Origin of the sequence: Ruegeria pomeroyi DSS-3 (assembly GCF_000011965.2) — a bacterium.
Taxonomy (GTDB): Bacteria; Pseudomonadota; Alphaproteobacteria; order Rhodobacterales; family Rhodobacteraceae; genus Ruegeria_B; species Ruegeria_B pomeroyi.
The window spans coordinates 935220-954408 of sequence record NC_003911.12 but is presented as its reverse complement, the minus strand read 5'-3'; the positions used below and the strand labels follow the sequence as shown (position 1 = coordinate 954408).

23 protein-coding genes are annotated in these 19189 nt (G+C 64.3%); 5 read left to right on the top strand and 18 right to left on the bottom strand.

The window, feature by feature from the left end:
* Positions 1 to 23: 23 nt before the first annotated feature.
* The 5 genes from SPO_RS04530 to SPO_RS04510 all read right to left on the bottom strand — a co-directional run bounded on the left by SPO_RS04530 (position 24) and on the right by SPO_RS04510 (position 3733).
* Positions 24 to 1151 (bottom strand): hypothetical protein, encoded by a 1128-nt coding sequence (locus SPO_RS04530; RefSeq protein ID WP_044027933.1) that lies wholly within the window; start codon positions 1149 to 1151, stop codon positions 24 to 26.
* A 99-nt stretch (positions 1152 to 1250) separates the two neighbouring features.
* Positions 1251 to 2111: a hypothetical protein gene (locus tag SPO_RS04525; protein ID WP_011046647.1), complete on the bottom strand. Its 861-nt coding sequence runs from the start codon at positions 2109 to 2111 to the stop codon at positions 1251 to 1253.
* A 6-nt stretch (positions 2112 to 2117) separates the two neighbouring features.
* The gene (locus SPO_RS04520) at positions 2118 to 2996 is read right to left on the bottom strand and encodes a PhzF family phenazine biosynthesis protein (RefSeq protein ID WP_011046646.1); all 879 of its coding nucleotides are present in this window, start codon (positions 2994 to 2996) and stop codon (positions 2118 to 2120) included.
* Positions 2997 to 3091: 95 nt separating this feature from the next.
* Positions 3092 to 3316: a DUF1150 family protein gene (locus SPO_RS04515; RefSeq protein ID WP_011046645.1), complete on the bottom strand. Its 225-nt coding sequence runs from the start codon at positions 3314 to 3316 to the stop codon at positions 3092 to 3094.
* Positions 3317 to 3319: 3 nt separating this feature from the next.
* Complete coding sequence (locus SPO_RS04510) at positions 3320 to 3733, bottom strand: Hsp20 family protein (protein WP_011046644.1); 414 nt, start codon at positions 3731 to 3733, stop codon at positions 3320 to 3322.
* A gap of 168 nt (positions 3734 to 3901) precedes the next feature.
* On the opposite strand from SPO_RS04510, the gene SPO_RS04505 reads away from it, so the two are divergent.
* From SPO_RS04505 to SPO_RS04495, 3 genes are all read left to right on the top strand, one after another.
* Complete coding sequence (locus SPO_RS04505) at positions 3902 to 4126, top strand: YdcH family protein (RefSeq protein WP_044027932.1); 225 nt, start codon at positions 3902 to 3904, stop codon at positions 4124 to 4126.
* 89 nt (positions 4127 to 4215) lie between these two features.
* Positions 4216 to 4704, top strand: a complete 489-nt coding sequence (gene purE / locus SPO_RS04500; RefSeq protein ID WP_011046642.1) for a 5-(carboxyamino)imidazole ribonucleotide mutase — start codon at positions 4216 to 4218, stop codon at positions 4702 to 4704.
* Positions 4697 to 5770 carry a 5-(carboxyamino)imidazole ribonucleotide synthase gene (locus tag SPO_RS04495; RefSeq protein WP_011046641.1) on the top strand — a complete coding sequence of 358 codons (1074 nt, stop codon included), beginning with the start codon at positions 4697 to 4699 and terminating at the stop codon, positions 5768 to 5770. Before purE ends, SPO_RS04495 begins: the two co-directional genes overlap by 8 nt.
* A 132-nt stretch (positions 5771 to 5902) precedes the next feature.
* On the opposite strand, the gene SPO_RS04490 is transcribed toward SPO_RS04495, so the two are convergent.
* The 6 genes from SPO_RS04490 to groES all read right to left on the bottom strand — a co-directional run bounded on the left by SPO_RS04490 (position 5903) and on the right by groES (position 11485).
* Positions 5903 to 7051 (bottom strand): alpha-D-ribose 1-methylphosphonate 5-triphosphate diphosphatase, encoded by a 1149-nt coding sequence (locus SPO_RS04490; RefSeq protein ID WP_011046640.1) that lies wholly within the window; start codon positions 7049 to 7051, stop codon positions 5903 to 5905.
* Entirely contained in the window at positions 7048 to 7821 is a 774-nt protein-coding gene (locus SPO_RS04485) for an alpha/beta fold hydrolase (RefSeq protein WP_011046639.1), read from the bottom strand. Before SPO_RS04485 ends, SPO_RS04490 begins: the two co-directional genes overlap by 4 nt.
* A 38-nt stretch (positions 7822 to 7859) precedes the next feature.
* A complete protein-coding gene (locus SPO_RS04480) occupies positions 7860 to 8702 on the bottom strand; it encodes a DMT family transporter (protein ID WP_011046638.1) in 843 nt (280 codons plus the stop codon).
* Between the two features lie 47 nt (positions 8703 to 8749).
* Positions 8750 to 9220 carry a GNAT family N-acetyltransferase gene (locus tag SPO_RS04475; RefSeq protein WP_011046637.1) on the bottom strand — a complete coding sequence of 157 codons (471 nt, stop codon included), beginning with the start codon at positions 9218 to 9220 and terminating at the stop codon, positions 8750 to 8752.
* A gap of 274 nt (positions 9221 to 9494) precedes the next feature.
* On the bottom strand, positions 9495 to 11135 hold the full coding sequence (gene groL / locus SPO_RS04470; RefSeq protein ID WP_011046636.1) for a chaperonin GroEL: 1641 nt from the start codon (positions 11133 to 11135) through the stop codon (positions 9495 to 9497).
* A 62-nt stretch (positions 11136 to 11197) separates the two neighbouring features.
* Complete coding sequence (groES, locus tag SPO_RS04465) at positions 11198 to 11485, bottom strand: co-chaperone GroES (protein ID WP_011046635.1); 288 nt, start codon at positions 11483 to 11485, stop codon at positions 11198 to 11200.
* Between the two features lie 229 nt (positions 11486 to 11714).
* Here groES and SPO_RS04460 point away from each other — a divergent pair, with 229 nt between their 5' ends.
* Positions 11715 to 12611 (top strand): alpha/beta fold hydrolase, encoded by an 897-nt coding sequence (locus SPO_RS04460; RefSeq protein WP_044027931.1) that lies wholly within the window; start codon positions 11715 to 11717, stop codon positions 12609 to 12611.
* Here the strand turns inward: SPO_RS04460 and SPO_RS04455 are convergent.
* From SPO_RS04455 to SPO_RS04445, 3 genes are all read right to left on the bottom strand, one after another.
* Positions 12608 to 13507, bottom strand: a complete 900-nt coding sequence (locus tag SPO_RS04455) for a nickel/cobalt transporter (RefSeq protein ID WP_011046633.1) — start codon at positions 13505 to 13507, stop codon at positions 12608 to 12610. The genes SPO_RS04460 and SPO_RS04455 overlap by 4 nt on opposite strands.
* On the bottom strand, positions 13492 to 14142 hold the full coding sequence (locus tag SPO_RS04450) for a DUF1007 family protein (RefSeq protein WP_011046632.1): 651 nt from the start codon (positions 14140 to 14142) through the stop codon (positions 13492 to 13494). The genes SPO_RS04455 and SPO_RS04450 overlap by 16 nt, the downstream gene beginning before the upstream one ends.
* Before the next feature lie 138 nt (positions 14143 to 14280).
* Positions 14281 to 14628: a hypothetical protein gene (locus tag SPO_RS04445; protein WP_011046631.1), complete on the bottom strand. Its 348-nt coding sequence runs from the start codon at positions 14626 to 14628 to the stop codon at positions 14281 to 14283.
* 638 nt (positions 14629 to 15266) lie between these two features.
* Between SPO_RS04445 and SPO_RS22765 the strand changes: the two genes are divergently transcribed.
* Positions 15267 to 15500 carry a hypothetical protein gene (locus SPO_RS22765; protein WP_011046630.1) on the top strand — a complete coding sequence of 78 codons (234 nt, stop codon included), beginning with the start codon at positions 15267 to 15269 and terminating at the stop codon, positions 15498 to 15500.
* A 7-nt stretch (positions 15501 to 15507) separates the two neighbouring features.
* Here the strand turns inward: SPO_RS22765 and SPO_RS04440 are convergent, their stop codons facing one another.
* From SPO_RS04440 to SPO_RS22405, 4 genes are all read right to left on the bottom strand, one after another.
* Positions 15508 to 16299, bottom strand: a complete 792-nt coding sequence (locus SPO_RS04440) for a thioesterase family protein (protein ID WP_011046629.1) — start codon at positions 16297 to 16299, stop codon at positions 15508 to 15510.
* A 5-nt stretch (positions 16300 to 16304) separates the two neighbouring features.
* Positions 16305 to 17540: an acyl-CoA dehydrogenase family protein gene (locus SPO_RS04435; protein WP_011046628.1), complete on the bottom strand. Its 1236-nt coding sequence runs from the start codon at positions 17538 to 17540 to the stop codon at positions 16305 to 16307.
* Positions 17541 to 17753: 213 nt separating this feature from the next.
* Positions 17754 to 18113: a glycine cleavage system protein GcvH gene (gene gcvH / locus SPO_RS04430; protein ID WP_011046627.1), complete on the bottom strand. Its 360-nt coding sequence runs from the start codon at positions 18111 to 18113 to the stop codon at positions 17754 to 17756.
* A gap of 242 nt (positions 18114 to 18355) precedes the next feature.
* Positions 18356 to 19135 carry an alpha/beta fold hydrolase gene (locus tag SPO_RS22405; RefSeq protein WP_084790939.1) on the bottom strand — a complete coding sequence of 260 codons (780 nt, stop codon included), beginning with the start codon at positions 19133 to 19135 and terminating at the stop codon, positions 18356 to 18358.
* Positions 19136 to 19189: the final 54 nt, after the last annotated feature.

Genomic DNA, 19189 nt, shown 5'->3' with positions numbered 1-19189 from the left:
GCCTTTTTCATGGTTGCCGGTCGCTATTGCCCGGCGGCATAGGCCTTGGCCTGGGCCGTGTTGTGGCGCAGGGTTTCGAACCGGCTGCTGAAGGCGCTCAGCGACTCGCCAAAGGCCGCCCGGAACGCGCCGTCCCAGGATTGTCCCTGCCCGATATAGCGCCAATAATTCATGATGGCCTGATCGCCATAACGCTCGGCCAGCAGATGGGCGGCGAAATGCGCGACCCGGTACTGGTGCGCATCCTTGACCGACCCCCATCCATGCATGCCACCCAAAGTCTTTGGATGGTCATGGGCCGCCTTTTGCAGTTCGGCAAAGGATTTACCCTTGCCCAGCTTGGCGCGGCGCCAGCGGGCCTCGACCAGTTCCGCGGTGCCCTCGGTCATCCAGGCCGGGCCGCGCTTGGCCTGACTTCGGTTTGCGCCGGTGCTGACCTTGTCATTGGCCAGTTCGCGCTGCACGTGATGCATGTATTCATGCGCCATGATCGACGAGACCACGGGATAGACCTTGCTGTACCAGCCCTTGTCATATTGCTTGGCCACCGGCCAGCAAAGCAGCAGCTGGTTGCGATAGGCCTGCCCGCCATATCTCAGGCTGGGGCTGTCGCAATTGTCGGTCACGTGATCCTTCATCCGGGCGATCGAGCGCCCGCGCTGGCGTTGCAGATTGACCGCCAGCTGGGTCAGCACCTCGCCCGAAGCGGCCCCGGCCACGTCAACCCGCGAGGCCGGGCGGATGCCGTATTGGCTCTGGAAAAACTGTTCGACATCGCGAAAGGCCGTGGCCAGCAGACGGGTCTGCATGCTGCCCTGCCCGCCCTCGCCGGTGACCAGAGGCGGCTGGGCCGAGGGCATGAACCGCCGCAGCGCCGGTTGCAGCGCCGCAATCTCGCGGCACCAGCCGACCGCGCTGACGCCCGACAACTTGGGCAACAGCGCCAGACCCGCGGCCGAGGGGTATTGGCCGCGAATGGCCTCGGTCCCTGCCTTGGTCGCTCCATTGATCTTGCCCGTGGGAGAGACCCCTGAAATGCCCAATGTCGCCAGCTGGTTCTGGACGCAGGCGATCTGGTCCTTCTCCCACTGCTCGGCCGCCTGTGGAAAGCCCGGCAGCAGAGAAACCGCCAGAACCGCCAAAATCCTCATTCCCTTGTGCATCAAGCCCCCTTGCAACAGATTGGATTCAACCAAAAGTTTAGTCGGGGATTGACAGGCAGGCCAAGAACAAATCGACGCGCACCAGCGTCAGAGCTCGTCCAGGATCATCCGGGCTGCCCGTGCCTCATGCGCGGCATAGGGGGCAAGCTGTTGCTTGAGCGCGCGCAGGGCGGGCAGCCGGGCGGCGTAATCCTCGGCGCTCATCTCGGCGACCGCGCGTCGGATGTCCTCTTCGCGCGTGCACAGGATCATCGCGGTGGTGTCCACGAAATCGGCGATGTTGGGACAGCCCCAATAGATCGGCACCGTTTCGCAGAACACCGCGTCCAGCAGTTTCTCCGAGAAATAGTTCCGCTCCTGCACATTCTCTATCACCACCGAATAGCGATAGGGCGCCAGCCCGTCGGCCTTGCTGTCAAAGGGCTGATAGCCCCGCCCCAGCACCGCCACGTCCTGATCGCTGGCGCGCACCCAATCCACCACCGCATGGCGCAGCTTGTGGCCCGTGCTGTCCCGCTTGGCCGAGGCGATGAGCGAACATTGCGCCACCTTCTCGGGTGTCAGGCTTTGCCACTCGGGCACCCAGGTCGACCCAAAGAGCAACAGCCGCGCATTGGGCAACCGGTCCACCGCCGCCTGATTGAAGGTCAGGACCCGGTGAAACCGCCGCCAGGTGACGCGCAAAAGCGCATAGTGCTTGGCATGGATCACCGCCGGTTCGGCCATGATCAGCGAGATACGAGCGCGGGTGCCCCGGCTCAGCTGGAAATGGGTTCCGGTGCGGGGATAGACCAGCAGGTGATCCCCCGCCCCCAGATCACCCAGGGTCTTGCCCACCAGCCGCTCGGGGCATCCCAGCGGCCAGTTCACCTGGTCAAGCGGCAGGCCGGACAGCGCCGGACCCAGCTTCATGCCATAGGGCAGGACAGCGATGGCGGGATCGGACATGCGCGTTTATCCCGGCAGCCGGACCTGGCCGCGCATCACGATGGTGCCCTGCCCGGCGACCTTGATCCCGGTCATCGCATCGGGCGGCCCCAGGCGGGTGACGCGCGCCTGACCGGGGCGGCCCATGCCGTGCCCCTGCTCGGCGATGAACGTGTCTTTTGCCATCAGCCCGTGATGCCACAGATAGGCGGCCATGGCGCCCGTTGCCGATCCGGTGAACGGATCCTCGGGCGGGCTGGGCGGCGCCAGCAGCAGCCGGGCAAAGGTATCGCCCGCCTCGGTCGCGCCCTCGAGCGTGACCAGAAACGGTTCCAGCATATCCGACCCGTCATAGCCAAGCCCCGCCGCCATCGCGGTCAGGGCGGCAACATCCAGCCGCGCGGCCTGAAGCGCGGCGCGGTCACGCAGCACCGTGATGCAAAAGGGCAGCCCGGTCGACACCATCTGCGGCGGCGACACGATGGCCTCGGTCGGCAGGCCGATGACCCGGGCCACCTGCTCGGCAGGCACCAGCGCGCCGAATTGCGGCGCCACCTGGGTCATCTCGATCTCGTCCCCAAAGATGCGGATCGGCACCAGTCCGGCGCCGGTTTCCAGCACCAGATCGGTCTTGTCGATGAAGCCGCGCGCGCTGAGCGCGGCGACGGTTGCGATGGTGGGATGCCCGGCAAAGGGGATCTCGCGACTGGCGAGGAAATAGCGCACCTTCAGATCGGCCACATCCGAGGGGCCGGTAAAGGTGCATTCGACCAGCGAGGTTTCCCGAACATAGGCCATGCAGGTCTCGGCTGGCAGACCCGCGCCACCATGCACCACGGCACAGCCATTGCCGCCAAAGGGGCGGTCGGTGAACGCATCCACCCAGTCAAAGTCGTACCAGTTCATCCGCGACCCTTTCGCCATCTGCCCGCAGAACCGCATGTTTCGGCGGTTCCGCCGCAAATGTCACGCGGGAAATCCGGCCCCGTTGCGGGCGCGGATCAATGCACCGCGACGGGCGACAGATCGTTCTGGCGCGCCAGAACGAAGGCCATCCGCCTGTCGGCCACCAGCGCCAGCTGCTCGCCAGCGGCGTTATGCACCGCATAAAGGTGATCACGCCCGCCCGCCTGTTGGCGGACCTCGTCGGGCAGATCGGCAACATCGACCGTCTTGACATAGACGATCCGGTCGCCGTCATCCTTGAAATCGAACGGAGTATGCATCGCTTACCCTTTCCTGATGTTGATCGTCTGAACCACCGATTGCGGCACCGCGCGGCTGAGATCGACATGCAACAGACCGTTTTCCATCACGGCCTCGCCCACCTCGACCCCTTCGGCCAGCACGAACATGCGCTGGAACTGGCGCGCGGCGATGCCCCGGTGCAGGAACACCCGCCCCTCGCTGTCGTCGCTCTGACGGCCACGGATCACCAGCTGACGATCCTCGACCGTGATCGACAGATCCGCCTCGGCGAAACCGGCCACCGCCAGGGTGATCCGATACGAGGTCTCGGAGGTCTGCTCGATATTATAGGGAGGATAGCCCTCGTTCCCGGATTTGGCCGAACGCTCCAGCAGCCGTTCCAGCTGCTCGAAGCCCAGCATATGCGGGTAAGAGCCCAGAGTAAGTTTCGACACGTTTCTCTCGTCCTTATGGTCAAAGCGACGTTCACGCGCGGCCCCGAAACCGGCAACCGCTTGATAGAGAATATGGGAAGAAATCGGACACACCACAAGGTCTGGTCGAAATCAGCGTAAAAGCGTATTCTTTGCAGCACCTTGGAAACAGACCTGCGAGTCGCCCGAATGAACGCACCCAGCGATATGTCGATGAAAACTGATGAGGTTCTGCGGGTCGAGCTGGAAGTGTTCCGGCGCCAGCACCGTGACCTGGACGAGGCCATCGCCGCGCTGGAGGAAAAGGGCACCGCCGATCAGCTGACGGTGAAGCGTCTGAAGAAGCAGAAGCTGCGCCTCAAGGATATCATCGCGATGCTCGAGGACCGTCTGACTCCCGATATCATCGCCTGATCCGGCCTGTCCCGGCACGCCGCCATACCGCATTGCCAGTTGGCCGGTTTTGGCTATAGTGCGCGCTCTTTCCACAGAGGGCGGGGCACATGGCCGGGGTCAAGGTAGGGATCATCATGGGCAGCCAGTCGGACTGGCCGACCATGAAGGGTGCAGCGGAAATTCTGGATGAGCTGGGCGTGGCTTACGAGGCGCGGATCGTCTCGGCGCATCGCACCCCGGACCGGCTGTGGGACTATGGCCGCGCCGCCGTGGGGCGCGGCTTGCAGGTGATCATCGCCGGGGCCGGCGGGGCCGCGCATCTGCCGGGCATGATGGCGTCCAAGACGCGGGTGCCGGTCATTGGCGTGCCGGTGCAGACCCGGGCGCTGTCGGGGGTCGATTCGCTTTACTCCATCGTGCAGATGCCCAAGGGCTATCCGGTTGCGACCATGGCGATCGGCGCGGCGGGTGCCGCCAATGCGGGGCTGATGGCGGCCGGCATCCTCGCCCTGCAGGACGCAGGCCTGGCCGAACGGCTGGACGCCTGGCGCGCGGCGCTTTCTGCCTCGATCCCCGAGGAGCCGGTCGATGAGTGAGGCTCTGAAACCGGGCGCCCGGATCGGTATTCTGGGTGGCGGCCAGTTGGGCCGGATGCTCTCGGTTGCCGCCGCGCGGCTGGGCTTTGTCACCCATATCTATGAACCGGGCGCCAACCCGCCCGCCGGTCAGGTGGCCGACCGGGTCACCACCGCAGGCTATGACGACGCCGAAGCGCTGGCACAGTTCGCCGCCTCGGTCGACGTGATCACCTATGAGTTTGAGAATATCCCGACCGAGGCGCTGGACATCCTTGAGGCGCACCGCCCCATCCGCCCCGAGCGCGAGGCGCTGCGGGTGAGCCAGGACCGGCTGACCGAGAAAAGCTTTCTGCGCGATCTGGGCCTGATGACGGCGCCCTTTGCCGATGTGACCGATCTGGAGAGCCTCGAGGCCGCGATTGCTGAGATCGGCACGCCCGCGATCCTCAAGACCCGGCGCTTTGGCTATGACGGCAAGGGACAGGCGCGGCTGAAAGCGCCCGGGGATGCCGCGGCGGCGCTGGCCGACATGGCCGGCGCGCCCGCGATCCTGGAAGGGTTCGTTCAGTTCAGCCACGAGGTCTCGGTCATCGCCGCGCGCGGGCTCGACGGGCAGGTCGCCTGTTTCGATCCCGGCGAGAACGTGCATCGCGACGGTATCCTGCACACCACCACCGTGCCCGCGCGGCTGAGCGCGGCGCAGCGCACCGACGCGGTGCTGCTGGCGGCGCGGATCCTGAACGCGCTCGACTATGTGGGTGTGATGGGGGTCGAGCTGTTCGTGACCCCTGCCGGGCTGATCGTGAACGAGATCGCGCCCCGGGTGCATAACTCGGGACACTGGACCCAGAACGGCTGCGCCGTGGACCAGTTCGAACAGCATATCCGCGCGGTGGCGGGATGGCCGCTGGGCGACGGGCAGCGGCATACCGATGTGGTGATGGAGAACCTGATCGGCGCCGACATGGACCGGATACCCGAGCTGGCGCGCGAGCGTGATCTGGCACTGCATCTCTATGGCAAGGCCGAGGCCAAGCCCGGCCGCAAGATGGGCCATGTCAACCGGATGAAGCGGAACGGTTGAGGCAGGCGGCGAAATCCGGCACGGATTTCGCGCGCCCCGCCGACGGCCCGTTGGGCCTGAGGCGGGGCGCAGCCCCTATCGCGCTGCGCGCGATGCCTCCGGCGGGAGTATTTTGGGGCAAAGTGAAAGGGCTCAGGCCAGAAAGCGTGTCGCCACATCGCCCGACATATAACTGACCCGGCCAGCCGCAAACGTCGCGGCGACCCGGTGGCTCTGTGCATCGAGGATCACCAGATCGGCGCGCTTGCCGGGCGCAAGCTCTCCCCGGTCGTCCAGCCCAAGAACCCGCGCCGGACCGCTGCTGACAAGCGCCCAGGCGGCGGCGAGGTCGAGAAGACCCGTACGCACCAGCATCAGCGCCGCCCGGCGGGGGCTGGGATAGTGGTAGTCCGAGGCAAGCGCGTCACACAGGCCCATGGTGATCAGGTCGAGCGCGCTGACATTGCCCTTGTGCGACCCACCGCGCACCACGTTGGGCGAGCCGAGAATGACATGGCCGCCGCTGGCCCGCGTCGCCTCGGCCGCTTCGAGCGTTTCGGGGAATTCAGATATCGTCAGCCCGCGCCCCTGCCCGGTGGCGCAATCTTCGGCGCTGTGGTCGTCATGACTGCCCATGCGCACTCCGCGCCGGTGAAGTTCGGCACAGAGCTTGTCCAGTGCCGCTGGCACCTGCGGGCCATTGGCATGCAGTGCCTGCAACAGCGCCAGATGTGCTTCGGGGCTGCGGCCAGCCTTCAGCGCCTGCCCCGCCAGCCGGGGCGGTTTGCGCCCCTCGGCCAGCCGGTCATGGGGCAGGTGGTCGTTGAACACGACATAGGGGACCTGCCATTCGGCCAACCTGTCAGGCAGGGCTGCGTAATCTTCGAGCAGATGGGTTTCAAAGCGCAGCTGCGGGATGAGGTCGGTGACCAGACTGCCCTGCACCTGCCGGATCGCCTGGAACACGCCGGCGGCGAAATCGGGGCCGCGCAGCCCGCCCTCCCAACTCCAGAACTGGGCGAGGACGGCGGTGGTGATGCCATTTGCGGCCAGTTCCGCCTCGGCGGCAACCACGCCTTCGCCCATCTCCTTCATCGCGCCCCGGCGTGGGGCCATATGCCGTTCGAACCCGTCGCCATGCAGATCGACAATGCCGGGCAGCACCAGATACCCGCTCAGGTCGACCTGGCGCCCGGCGGGCGCGTCAACCACCTGCCCACCCGACAGGCACAGATCACGGCGGGCCGGGCCACCGGGCAACAGCACCTCGGCCCCGGTCAGGGTCAGCTCAACGCCGTTCATCTCTCTCTCCCCCCCGGGCCTTCCCAGCATTCGCTGCGCAGGCAGACGCGGTCGATCGTCTCGAACACCGCATCGAGCCATGACAGATCGGCATCGAAATGACCGGTCTCGATGAAATGCAGGGTCTGCGCGATGACGCGCGGGTTGTTCATCATGAAGGTATGGGTGACCGGCAGCACCATATGGTCAGCCATGCCCGCCACCCGGGTCGAGGCGACCGAGACCTTGCCATCGTCCGGGCCGGGGATGATCGACGAGAAGATCGGGTTCAGCGACTGATCGCCCGCGATCACGCCCACCGGGTAATCCACCGGCGGCAGGCCGCGCGGCACGCTGTCGGGACCGGTGCCCAGCGCCAGCCCGGCCGGGCCGTTCAGGCGGCCGAACACCTCCCAGGCGCCCAGCTCGTCAACCAGTTCGCTGCCCTGATTGGGCGGGCCCAGCAGCACCACCCGGCCCAGCTTTGCGGGCCGGTTGCTGAGCAGCCAGTAGCGGATCAGGATCCCCCCCATGGAATGGGCGACCAGATGCACCGTCTCGTCGCCGCAGGCGGCGACCGCGGGCGGCAGGGTCTCGCGCGCCAGGTCCGGGATCGACATGTCGGTCGAGGGATAGCCCGGGCGCACCACCCGCAGCCCGCGCGCCTCGAACACCTGGTCCATCACCGACAGCGACGCTTCGGTCCGGGCCAGCCCATGCAGCAGCACGACGCAATCGGCCCAGAGAGTGCCGGGCAGCAGGCAGAGAAGGAGGATCGGCAGACAACGCATGCGCGCGGCATACTGCGATTTGCGGCGCAGCGAAAGGTTCAAGCGTCAGGCGCGCGCCGGATCGACAGCGCGATCCCACCCAGCAGCACCGCACCGCCAAGAAGCAGGCGCAGCGGGGCCGTCTCACCCAGCAGCAACACGCCCCCCAGGACCGCGATAACCGGCGCGCTGAGCTGTACCGTCGCCGCCCGGACCGGTCCCAAGGCGGGCACCAACCGGTACCACAGTGCGTAGCCCAGCCCCGAGGTGACCGCCCCCGACACCGTTGCCAGCAGCAGGCCCGCGCCCGACATCGCGGGCACTCCCGTGACCGGCAGGATCGCAGCGGCGGTCAACGGTAGCGCCAGCGCGAAATTGGCCCCCGTCGCGGCCAGCGCATCCGCCTCGCGCCGCCCCGCCAGCGTATAGGCGGCCCAGCCGATCCCGGCGAGCGCCATCAACCCCGCCCCGCCCGCATCGACACGAAAGGCGCCCGCGGGCCAGAGCACCCAGACCAGCCCGCCAAAGGCGATCGCCGCACCGGCCATCTGCCGCATCGTCGGCGGTGCGCCGGTTGCGGCGCTCCAGCCGAACATGGCGATCTGCACCACACCGAACAGGATAAGCGCGCCCAGCCCGGCATCCAACGTCAGATAGGCCAGCGAGAACCCGACCATGTAGAGGGTGAGCGATCCCGCCCCCAACAGCCGGCGTCGCCGCCAGAGCGGCAGCCGCTGGCCCTGCGCCAGAACCAGCACCGTCAGCATGGCAGCACCGGCCAGCACCCGAAGAATGGCAAAGCCACCCGGATCGGCCCAACCCTGGGCGACCGCCAGCCGGTTCAGGACCGAGTTGGCGGCAAAGGCGGTCATGGTCAGGGCAGTGAGCAGAAACAGGCGCATAAACCCGGCCTACAGGATCGCGGGGCGCCGCAACAGACACTTCCGCGTCAGCGCGGCTCCAGCGCCAGCGGATAGACCAGCCGTGCCTTGGGTGCCTCACTGCCGCGCCCGGCCAGCATCAGGTGTTCGTTGGGATAGGGCGCGCGCAGCTCGGCCGCGCGGGCCTGCGAGAAGCCGCGCGGCTCGTAATAGGCGGGATCGCCCAGTACCACGATCATCAGATCGCGCTCGGCCGCCCATTTCAGGGTCAGTTGCAGCACTTTCGAACCGATGCCCCGCCCCTGCGCCCCGGGCGCCACCGCCAGCGGGGCCAAACACAGCCAGCCATCGGGCGAGCGCATCCAGGACAGCGCCGCATAACCCAGCAACTCGCCATGTTCCTGAAAGGTGACCTCGGTGGCGATATCCCGGTCGGCGCGCAATTCGCGCACCAGATCCGCCTCGGCCCCGGTATCGAAGGCCGCGCGCAGCAAGGCGTCGACCAGATCGGGAAATACGGCGGGCGGGAATGGTTTCATGCAAAGATCAACTTTCGCTAGACTAAGGGCGGTTCAATTCGCCCCGATCGGCGGGTTCGGCATACACCGCATGGCCCGCAAGGTCACGGTCACCCAATCGTTTTCTTTCCCCGTAATCGAAACCGGCGAGACTCTGCCAGCTGCGGCGGGTGGAAAAACAAAGGGGCCGCCCAAGGGCGGCCCCGGTATTCTACTGCGAAGGGTGGGTATCACATAGGCCCAAGGGCCTATGAACACGCACCTTTTACAGATGATGTTCAGGCGAAATCGCCTTTTACATCATGCCGCCCATGCCGCCCATGTCGGGCATGCCGCCGCCTGCGGGGGCGTCTTTCTGCGGCTTGTCGGCAACCATAGCTTCGGTGGTGATCAGCAGACCGGCAACCGAGGACGCATCCTCCAGAGCGGTGCGGACAACCTTGGCCGGGTCGATCACGCCGAACTTGAACATGTCGCCATATTCTTCGGTCTGCGCGTTGAAGCCGAACGAGGCATCGCCCGATTCGCGCACCTTGCCGGCAACCACGGCGCCGTCGACGCCTGCGTTCTCGGCGATCTGGCGCAGCGGCGCTTCGATGGCCTTGCGCACGATGTTGATACCGGCGGTCTGGTCGGCATTTGCGCCTTCCAGGTCGGCCAGAACCTTGCCTGCCTGAACCAGAGCGACACCGCCGCCCACAACAACACCTTCCTGCACGGCTGCGCGGGTGGCGTTCAGGGCGTCATCGACGCGGTCCTTGCGCTCTTTCACTTCGACTTCGGTCATGCCACCGACGCGGATCACGGCAACACCGCCGGCCAGCTTGGCCACGCGCTCTTGCAGCTTTTCACGGTCGTAGTCGCTGGTGGTCTCTTCGATCTGGGTGCGGATCTGGGCAACACGTGCTTCGATCTCGGCCTTCTCGCCTGCGCCATCAACGATGGTGGTCTCGTCCTTGGTGATCGAGATTTTCTTGGCGGTGCCCAGCATGTCCATGGTGACGGACTCGAGCTTCATGCCCAGGTCTTCGCTGATCACCTGACCGCCGGTCAGGATGGCGATGTCCTGCAGCATGGCCTTGCGGCGATCGCCGAAGCCCGGTGCCTTGACGGCTGCGATTTTCAGGCCGCCGCGCAGCTTGTTCACCACGAGGGTGGCCAGCGCTTCGCCTTCGACATCCTCGGCGATGATCAGCAGCGGCTTTTGCGACTGGATCACCTGCTCGAGCAGCGGAACCATCGGCTGCAGCGAGGACAGTTTCTTTTCGTGCAGCAGGATCATGCAGTCTTCGAGTTCTGCGATCATCTTGTCTGCGTTGGTGACGAAATAGGGCGACAGGTAGCCACGGTCGAACTGCATGCCCTCGACCACGTCGGTCTCGGTTTCCAGGCCCTTGTTCTCTTCGACGGTGATGACACCCTCGTTGCCGACCTTCTGCATGGCTTCGGCGATCTGGCGGCCGATTTCGGATTCGCCGTTGGCCGAGATGGTGCCGACCTGCGCCACTTCGGCGCTGTCGTTGACGGGGCGCGAGGCTGCCTTAATGGCCTCGACAACCTTGGCGGTGGCCAGGTCGATGCCGCGCTTCAGATCCATCGGGTTCATGCCGGCGGCAACCGATTTCATGCCTTCGCGCACGATGGCCTGGGCCAGCACGGTGGCGGTGGTGGTGCCGTCGCCGGCCTCGTCATTGGTGCGGCTGGCGACTTCTTTCACCATCTGCGCGCCCATGTTCTCGAACTTGTCTTCCAGTTCGATTTCCTTGGCGACCGACACACCGTCCTTGGTGATGCGGGGCGCGCCGAAGCTCTTGTCCAGAACCACGTTGCGGCCTTTGGGGCCCAGGGTCACCTTGACCGCGTCGGCCAGGATGTTGACGCCCTTGAGCATCTTGTTGCGGGCTTCGGTATTGAACTTGACGTCCTTAGCAGCCATGTTCTTTCTCCTTGAGAAATATGTTTGGAATGATGCGACCAGAGATCAGAGAAGCGCGTGGCTTACTCGATGATCCCCATGATGTCGCTTTCCTTCATCATCAGCAGTTCTTCGCCGTCGACGGTGACTTCGGTGCCCGACCACTTGCCGAACAGAACCCGGTCACCGGACTTGACTGCCATCGCGATCAGCTCGCCGCTATCCTTGCGGGCGCCTTCGCCACAGGCGACAACCACGCCTTCGCTGGGCTTTTCCTTGGCGCTATCGGGGATGATCAGGCCGCCTGCGGTTTTCTCTTCGCTTTCGGTACGGCGAACCAGCACGCGGTCATGAAGCGGTTTCAATGCCATCTTTGCAGCTCCTTGAGGCTCAAAGTTTGTTTCCCTCCCCCTGCTCTCTCACAGAGGCATTAGCACTCAGGTCTGACGAGTGCTAACGGCGCATAGCTAGGGGGTGGAAAGAGCCGAGTCAACATCGGTGATGTGAAAATCTGCACTGATCGAGCGCCGCGCGCCAAACCGGTTTACATCCCCCGCCCGCTTGCGCAGATTTGCCCGGTCAACATCAGGGGCAGGATCGATGCGGGTCGAAGCGAACGGGATTTACCTGGAAGTCGAGCAGAGCGGGCCGGCGGACGGGGTGCCGCTGATCCTGATCCGTGGCCAGGGCAGCCAGCTGGTGCATTGGCCCAAGGAGCTGGGCGCCGGTTTTGCCGCCGCCGGGTTCCGGACGATCGCCTTTGACAACCGCGACGTGGGACTGTCCCGGCGCTGCCCGGCGCCGGGCGTGCCCGACAGTGCCGACGACATTCTGGCGGCGCTGGCGGCAGGCGCGGACCTGCCCAAACCCTATGGGATCGAGGATATGGTGGATGACATCACCGGCCTGATGGATGCGCTGGGGATCGAACGCGCGCATTTCTTTGGCATCTCGATGGGGGGCGCGGTGCTGCAACAGCTTTGCATCGACCACCCCGGCCGGGTGCTGTCGGCAACCATCGTGATGACCGCCTGCCGCCCCTTTACCGAGCGCGCGGGCGAAGGGCGCGAGGCGCTGCTGGCACTGGCCGCGAATCTGCTGGTGCGCGACACAAGCCAGCCAGAGTATCTGGAGGCGCAGATCGCCGAACACGGGCTGTGGGGCAGCCCCGGCTATCCGATGCCCGAGGCCGATATCCGCGCGATGGCCGAGCGCGCCTGGGCCCGCGGTGTCGATGCGGCGGGAAAGAACCGGCAGGTGCTGGCGATCCTGCACGCGCCCGACCGGCGCCCCGGCCTGCGCCAGCTCGACCTGCCCTGTCTGGTGATCCACGGCAGGCAGGACACGCTGGTGCCACTGGAAATGGGCGAAGAGATCGCCGCCCATATCCCCGCATCCGAGTTTCACGCCATCGAGGGCATGGGCCATATCATCACCCCGAAACTGGCCCCGGTGATGGTCGATCTGGTCCGCAACTTCATCACCCGGCGCGCCTAGATCGCACTCAGGAACAGCCCGCCGGCAAGGGTCGCAACGAGCAGACCGGCGGCAAGCTCGACCATCGGCAGGGCGACGCCGGCAAAGCGCCAGGCCGAGGCCGCGCCCAGCACCCCGCCGCGCAGCCCGGCCGAGGCCAGCCCGACCCCGACGGTCACACTGGCGGTGCCCAGCGCCATGGCTAGTGTTCCGGCGATTCCGGCCAAAGCGATGCCCATCTGCCAGGTCAGGATCAGCACGAACAGCGCCCCGGTGCAGGGCCGGATCGCGATGCTCGCAATCAGCGCCAGCGCCTCGCGCAGGGTGCCGATCTGCTCGACCTCGCTCAGGCTGGGGCCGTGCTTGTGGCCGCAATGAGAACAGGTCTCGCCGTCATGATGGTGATGGTGGTGCGTGGGTTTCTGGGTGGCCAGCAGCCGCCGGGCCCCGCGCCAGACCAGCCAGCAGCCGATCAACCCGATGGCGGCATAGCTGGCGGGCGCCATGATCCGCTCGGTCACGCCGACCAGATGCTGACGCCCCAGATCCAGCACCATTACCCCGGTATAAACCAGCGCGATCGCAGTAACCGCCTGGCCCAGGCTCGCCGCCAGCCCAATCGCCGCAAGCCGCAGAACCGGCACCCGCCGACCCAGCCCATAGCCGCCGATCAGTACCTTGCCGTGGCCAGGCCCGACCGCGTGAAAGAAGCCATAGGCGAAACAGACCGACAACAGCAGCATCAGCGCCTCACCCTGCCCGCTGCGCAATCCGCGCAGCGCCTGGGCGATCCGGTTCTGAAAATCCCGTTGCTCGCCCGCCGCCCACAGCGTCAGCTGGTCGAAACCGCCGCTGAGCCAGAACCAGCCCAAGAGGGCCAGCACAAGCGCAACCGGAACGATCACGAGCCGGGACATGTGACGCGGATCTCGGTGGCAAATTCAGCGCCGATCAGGGGGATATCCATCTCCTCCAGATCGGCATCGGCGTCGATGCGCAGCAGCATCTGCTGCATTTCCGCCAACTGCCCGTCGATATCGGGCTCGAACCGCTCCAGCAGGCAATCGTCGCGGCCGCTCATCGTGACCGGGCGCGCAACCTCGTAAGCGGTGTAATAGCTCTCGTCATAAGGGCGCAGCGACAGGGGCGCGCCCGCCCCCACCCCGCCACCAGTAACCGCGCGCAGATGGGTCGACACGATCCGTCCAGCCTCGGTGGTGGCGGTGGGCTCCAGCGGGCCGGACAGCGCCAGTGGCTGATCGCCCAACCGCAGGTCGAGATCGCCGTTATAGCCGTCGATCCATTGCGCATCGAACCCCGCCAATTGCGCCTGTTCCTCGGGTGTCAGGCTGCCATCGCCATCGGGGTCCATTCCCAGTTCCTCGAGGATGACCAACGAATAGAAATCGTCATAGGCCCAGGTGACCCGCACTTGAGTCAACGCCCCATCAGGGGCAAAGATCAGCTCGAATCCGGTGTCGATGAACACATGCGGATGCGCCGTCAGCGGCGCAGGGAACAACAAAGAGAGGGCAAGGGCAATCCGACGCATGGCCAGACGATAGGGCGCGGGTGCAGGGCTGACAATCCGGGCAGGCGCGGCTGCGGCGCTATTTCGCCATCGCCACCAAAGAAAAACCCGCCGCGATCAGATCGGGCGGGTCAAGTTTGAGAGCCATCGCTCTCGGTCTCAGATTTTGAAGGACTCACTGTTCCATCTCCAGTATTGTGGTTTCCGGCAACTTGTGGGTGGCGCATGCTTGTCCATCTGTTCGATATTGGCCGGGAATTTTGACCCGCCGAAATCGTCGGAAATGTAGTGGGCATATGCCTTGGTTGCCGCGAAGATGATCAGTGTGGCGACCAGGATGATGGCAACTTCGAATACGAAACGTCGGATGGCGCGTTTCAGTTCTGGACTGAATGATCCGGCAAAGGTGTTGCGTTCCAAAGAGGACTTTACATCCGGCCCCAGCTGATCGAACAGCGGGTCGGGTTTACGAGGTACAGTTTCCTTTCCTTTCTGGCGACCTGTCACGGTTCTTCTCCTTTCGTGTCACATGGGCTTCGGTATTTCCGGCAAAGGCCGGTGCGAGGGAAGCGAAACGGGTGGGGATTGGCAGACCGGCTACGCGACAATCGTCAGATTTGGCAATCAGCCGGGCTCGGAAAGCAGAGTCCAAGGTGATTTCAAGAAAATGAAATATACCACTGATATTCCAGTTGAAGCTCCCTGGATTTCGAAGTGTTGAAAAGACGGTCATCGGTTTCTCCTTGATAACAAAGTTGCTAGATTTCACATCGTTCCGACATTTAGGAACTCCTTCACCGTAGCATGGATTTCACTGTACACAAATGAACAGCTTCCCCCCTCGGCCTGGATCGCTATCGGCCGACGGGCCCGAATCCGCCGGATGAGCAAACGATTTCCTAAATGAGCATTTCGAAAACATGTTAAATTTCACGATGTTAGCGCTAAAATAGCATAAAATCTTGCGCATCTGTCCGTCCATATGACGCTAGGTAAATTTAGTGTTGAACAGGTCCAAAATTTCTGCCAAAACACACCAATGTCAGACGAGAAGTGCTCTGGCGACACACTGCGCCATCAGAATCACTTTGCCTTCATGCGTATGAACGCAAGTCAGGCACTGGCGCAGATGGGGAGGCGACAAGATGTCGGAAGAAAAATCCAGCGGTCGGGTGACTGTTCGACTCAGTGGGAAACTGGGCGAGATGATTTCTGAAATTCAAAATGAAACACCAGCGGAAACCCCGACCGATGTCGTGCGCCGCGCCCTGATCGTCTATCACTCGCTTGCGATGGCAAAGCTGAACGGAGCGGATTTGCTGATCGTCGAGCCTGGTCCGGACGGAGAAGAGAAGCGCAGCCGCAGAATCTTTCTGTAACTCGGCGCTATTTCGCCATCGGATGCAGAACAAGCGTCTGAAGCGCCATGCCCACCGGCCCGAGCGTGTCATAGAGGATCGCCTGCGACATGCCGATACCGTTGGGCTGCCAATGCGAGACCGCCGAGGCCGCGAACCAGTCGCCCTGCGGTTCGCGGTGAATTTGCAGGGTCAGGTCGGTGTTCATGAAGCCAAACCGAACCGGAGGCTCGTTCCAGGAAATGCCGTTGCCGCAATCGGCCAGCGGGCAGATCGCCTGAATCGGCGAAGGCACCTCGCCCGCCAGAAGGTGGGGCGCCTTCATCCAGACGGTTTTCGGCCCCGGCCCCAGATCCTCGCCCTCGGGATAGGCCATCTCGATATACTGGCCAAAGGCGGGCTGGTCATGCAGCTTGCCCACCAGCAGGGCCGGGCCCGGACGGGCGCGGGCAAAATCAGGAGCGGGCACCGTTGCGGTGGGCACCTCTCCCAGCTCCTTGCGCACCAGGTGCATCGAAGTGCCGGTGAGGCACAGCGTGCCCGTCGTGTCATGCAACGCCAGCCGGGTCGTGGTCAGGGTGCGGCTGTTGCGGGCGATCTCGGTGGTGATCCGGATACCTGCCAGAGGCACCGGTTTCAGCACGTCAAGCGTCAGCCGGGTCAGCATCTTCTCCGGCCCGGCGACCGCCTCGGCCGCGCGCGCCACCAGGCCGGTGACCGGCCCGGCATGGCAGTGATCGGGCGACCACGGCCCGCGCGCCGGATCGTTGCCGACAAACAGCCCCGGTTCGGTTTCTGTGAAATAGACCGGGGCCGTCACGGAAGTCAGACCTTTTCCTGGGTGTATTTCTTCAGCTCGGTCCGGGCGATCTGGCGGCGGTGCACCGCGTCGGGACCATCGGCAAAGCGCAGGGTGCGCTGACCGGTCCAGGCGGCGGCCAGTGGCGTGTCCTGGCTGATCCCCTGACCGCCATGCATCTGCATCGCCTCGTCGATCACCTTGAGCGAGACGCGCGGCGCCACCACCTTGATCTGGCTGATCCAGGGCGCGGCGGCCCGGGCGTCGCCCTGATCCATCATCCAGGCGGCCTTGAGGCACAGCAGGCGCGCCATCTCGATCTCCATCCGGCATTCGGCGATGATGTCGTAATTGGCACCCAGATGCGCGAGTTTCTTGCCGAACGCCTCCTTGTCGAGCGCGCGCTTGCACATGCGTTCCAGCGCGATCTCGGCCTGACCGATCGAACGCATGCAATGGTGGATGCGGCCGGGTCCAAGCCGGCCTTGCGCGATCTCAAAGCCGCGCCCCTCGCCCACCAGAATGTTCTCGGCCGGAACCCGCACATTGGTGAAGCGGATATGCATGTGGCCATGCGGCGCGTCGTCGTGACCAAACACCAGCATCGGACGCAGGATCTCGATGCCTTCGGCCCCGGCAGGCACCACGATCATCGAATGGCGCTGGTGCTTGGGTGCGTCCTCGCCCCCTGTTTTCACCATCACGATATAGACCTTGCAGCGCGGATCACCGGCACCCGAGGCCCAGTATTTCTCGCCGTTCAGCACATAGTCGTCGCCATCACGGACACAGGACATCGAGATATTGGTGGCATCCGAACTGGCCACATCCGGTTCGGTCATCAGATAGGCCGAGCGGATCTGGCCATCCAGCAGCGGCGCCAGCCAGTCCCGCTTCATCCTCTCGCTGCCATAGCGCTCGAAGACTTCCATATTGCCGGTGTCGGGGGCGGAACAGTTGAACACCTCGGCCGCCAGCGGGGTCTTGCCCATCTCTTCGGCGAAATAGGCGTATTCGACGGTGGTCAGGCCGAACCCGCGGTCACTGTCGGTCAGCCAGAAGTTCCACAGGCCGGCGGCCTTGGCCTTGGCCTTGAGCCATTCGAGGATCTCGGTCTGGCGGGCGGTATACTGCCAGCGATCGCCCTTGGCGATCTCGGCATGGTATTCCTCCTCCAGCGGCATGATCTCGTCCCGGATCATCGCCGCGACGCGATCCAGAAGCTTGCGGTTCTCGTCGCGCATCGCGAACGTCATGTTCATGGCCTTGCCTCCCTGCCCCCGGATGATCGGGGGAATGTCTGGAAAGAGGATGGCGCGGTGCGCGCGCGAATGTCCAGCCGCGTGACGAAACGTCACCGGCCCGAATGTGGCCGGGCCAATAGCGCCATCCGTGAGGGGGTGCCGGAAAACAGGGTTTTCCGGGCCGTTTTCCGGCGCGGAAAACGGCCGCCTGCCGCACGCACGCGCGACAAATCAGCTGATGAAATCGGTATAGGCCGCCTCGTCCATATAGTCGTCCATCGGCGACAGGTCGGACGGGCGCATCTTGAAGAACCAGGCCTCGCCCATCGGGTCTTCGTTGACCATGCCGGGATTGTCGATCAGCGCTTCGTTCACTTCGACGATCTCGCCATCCAGCGGCGCCAGGATATCCGAGGCCGCCTTGACCGATTCGATCACCACGATCTCGTCATCCTTGCTGACCTCGGTGCCGGGTTCGGGCAATTCCACGAACACCACATCCCCCAACTGCTCGGCGGCATGGGCGGTGATCCCAACCACGATAAGGTCATCCTCGGCCAGCAGCCACTCATGCTCTTCGGTATATTTCATCCGGTGTCTTTCCCTGTGAAAAACGCTTGATGCCGGCAAGCCTAGCCCCGGTCCCCGGTTGCGGCAATAGAGCAAATGACCCAAGGCCTTGGCCGGGTTTGGGCACCGCTCGCAACGCCGATAGGTCGCGACGCACCGCGTGATGGGAACAGGTATGCGCAATGGTGCACCCGCCGCATTCTGCCCGAAGATCCCAAGTGCGGGCAAATTTCCATTGTGCGTCGACCCGCTGTTCCTGTCGTTCAGACGATTGCAGCCTCTAACGCACGATAAAAATCGGCCTTGGCAAAGGTTTCTTGCCACGGTTTATGCCCGCACCGTTCGAGTTGCACGAAATCTGCTGATGGGAGCGCCGCTCGCAGTGGTATCTGCACCCCCTCTGACGGCCTTGGATCGTAATCGCCATGGATTGCGACAACCGGGCAACGAATGGCACAAACCGCTTCCAGAAGAGCGCCATTTCTGCGCATGTCTACCGCTTCGGCCCAAACTGCTGCGTGTATCGCCCCGTCGAACGCGACAAACGGTTGCTGCGAGGTATCTCGTGCGTAGGTATCCGCGATGTCGCTGAGGGCGATGAAACGCGCCACTTCTGCCGGGTCTCCTTCTGTTGGACGCAGCTGCGATATCTCTTTGCGCTGGTCCTTCGTCAGGCGGGAATTCTTTGTGGTTCTGATCGCACTGGCATAGCTTTCCTCGAACGGTCCGCTGCCGACAAGAATGAGCCTGCGGACCAGCATCCCGCGTTGCGCAGCGAGCAAACATCCAAGCCACGCGCCCCATGACCAACCGATCACCGTCACAGGTGGCGCACAGAAACGTTCGATGTGTGAGCTGAGTTCATCAACCTGCCCACCTACTGTTTGGCACGTCTGAAAAGGCTCCAGTACCGCATGGCCCCTGTTTCCCAGTTCACGCGCCAGCGGTTCAACCTCTCCCGCGCCGCCGGGGCCGCCATGAAGCACGACCACGCGAGAGGGCATATCGCCATACTGACGAACGTCTTGCTGCATCTGGATCATCCAACAACCGTGATCGTCACGGCACGGGATTGTCAATCCGCGGGATAATCTCGC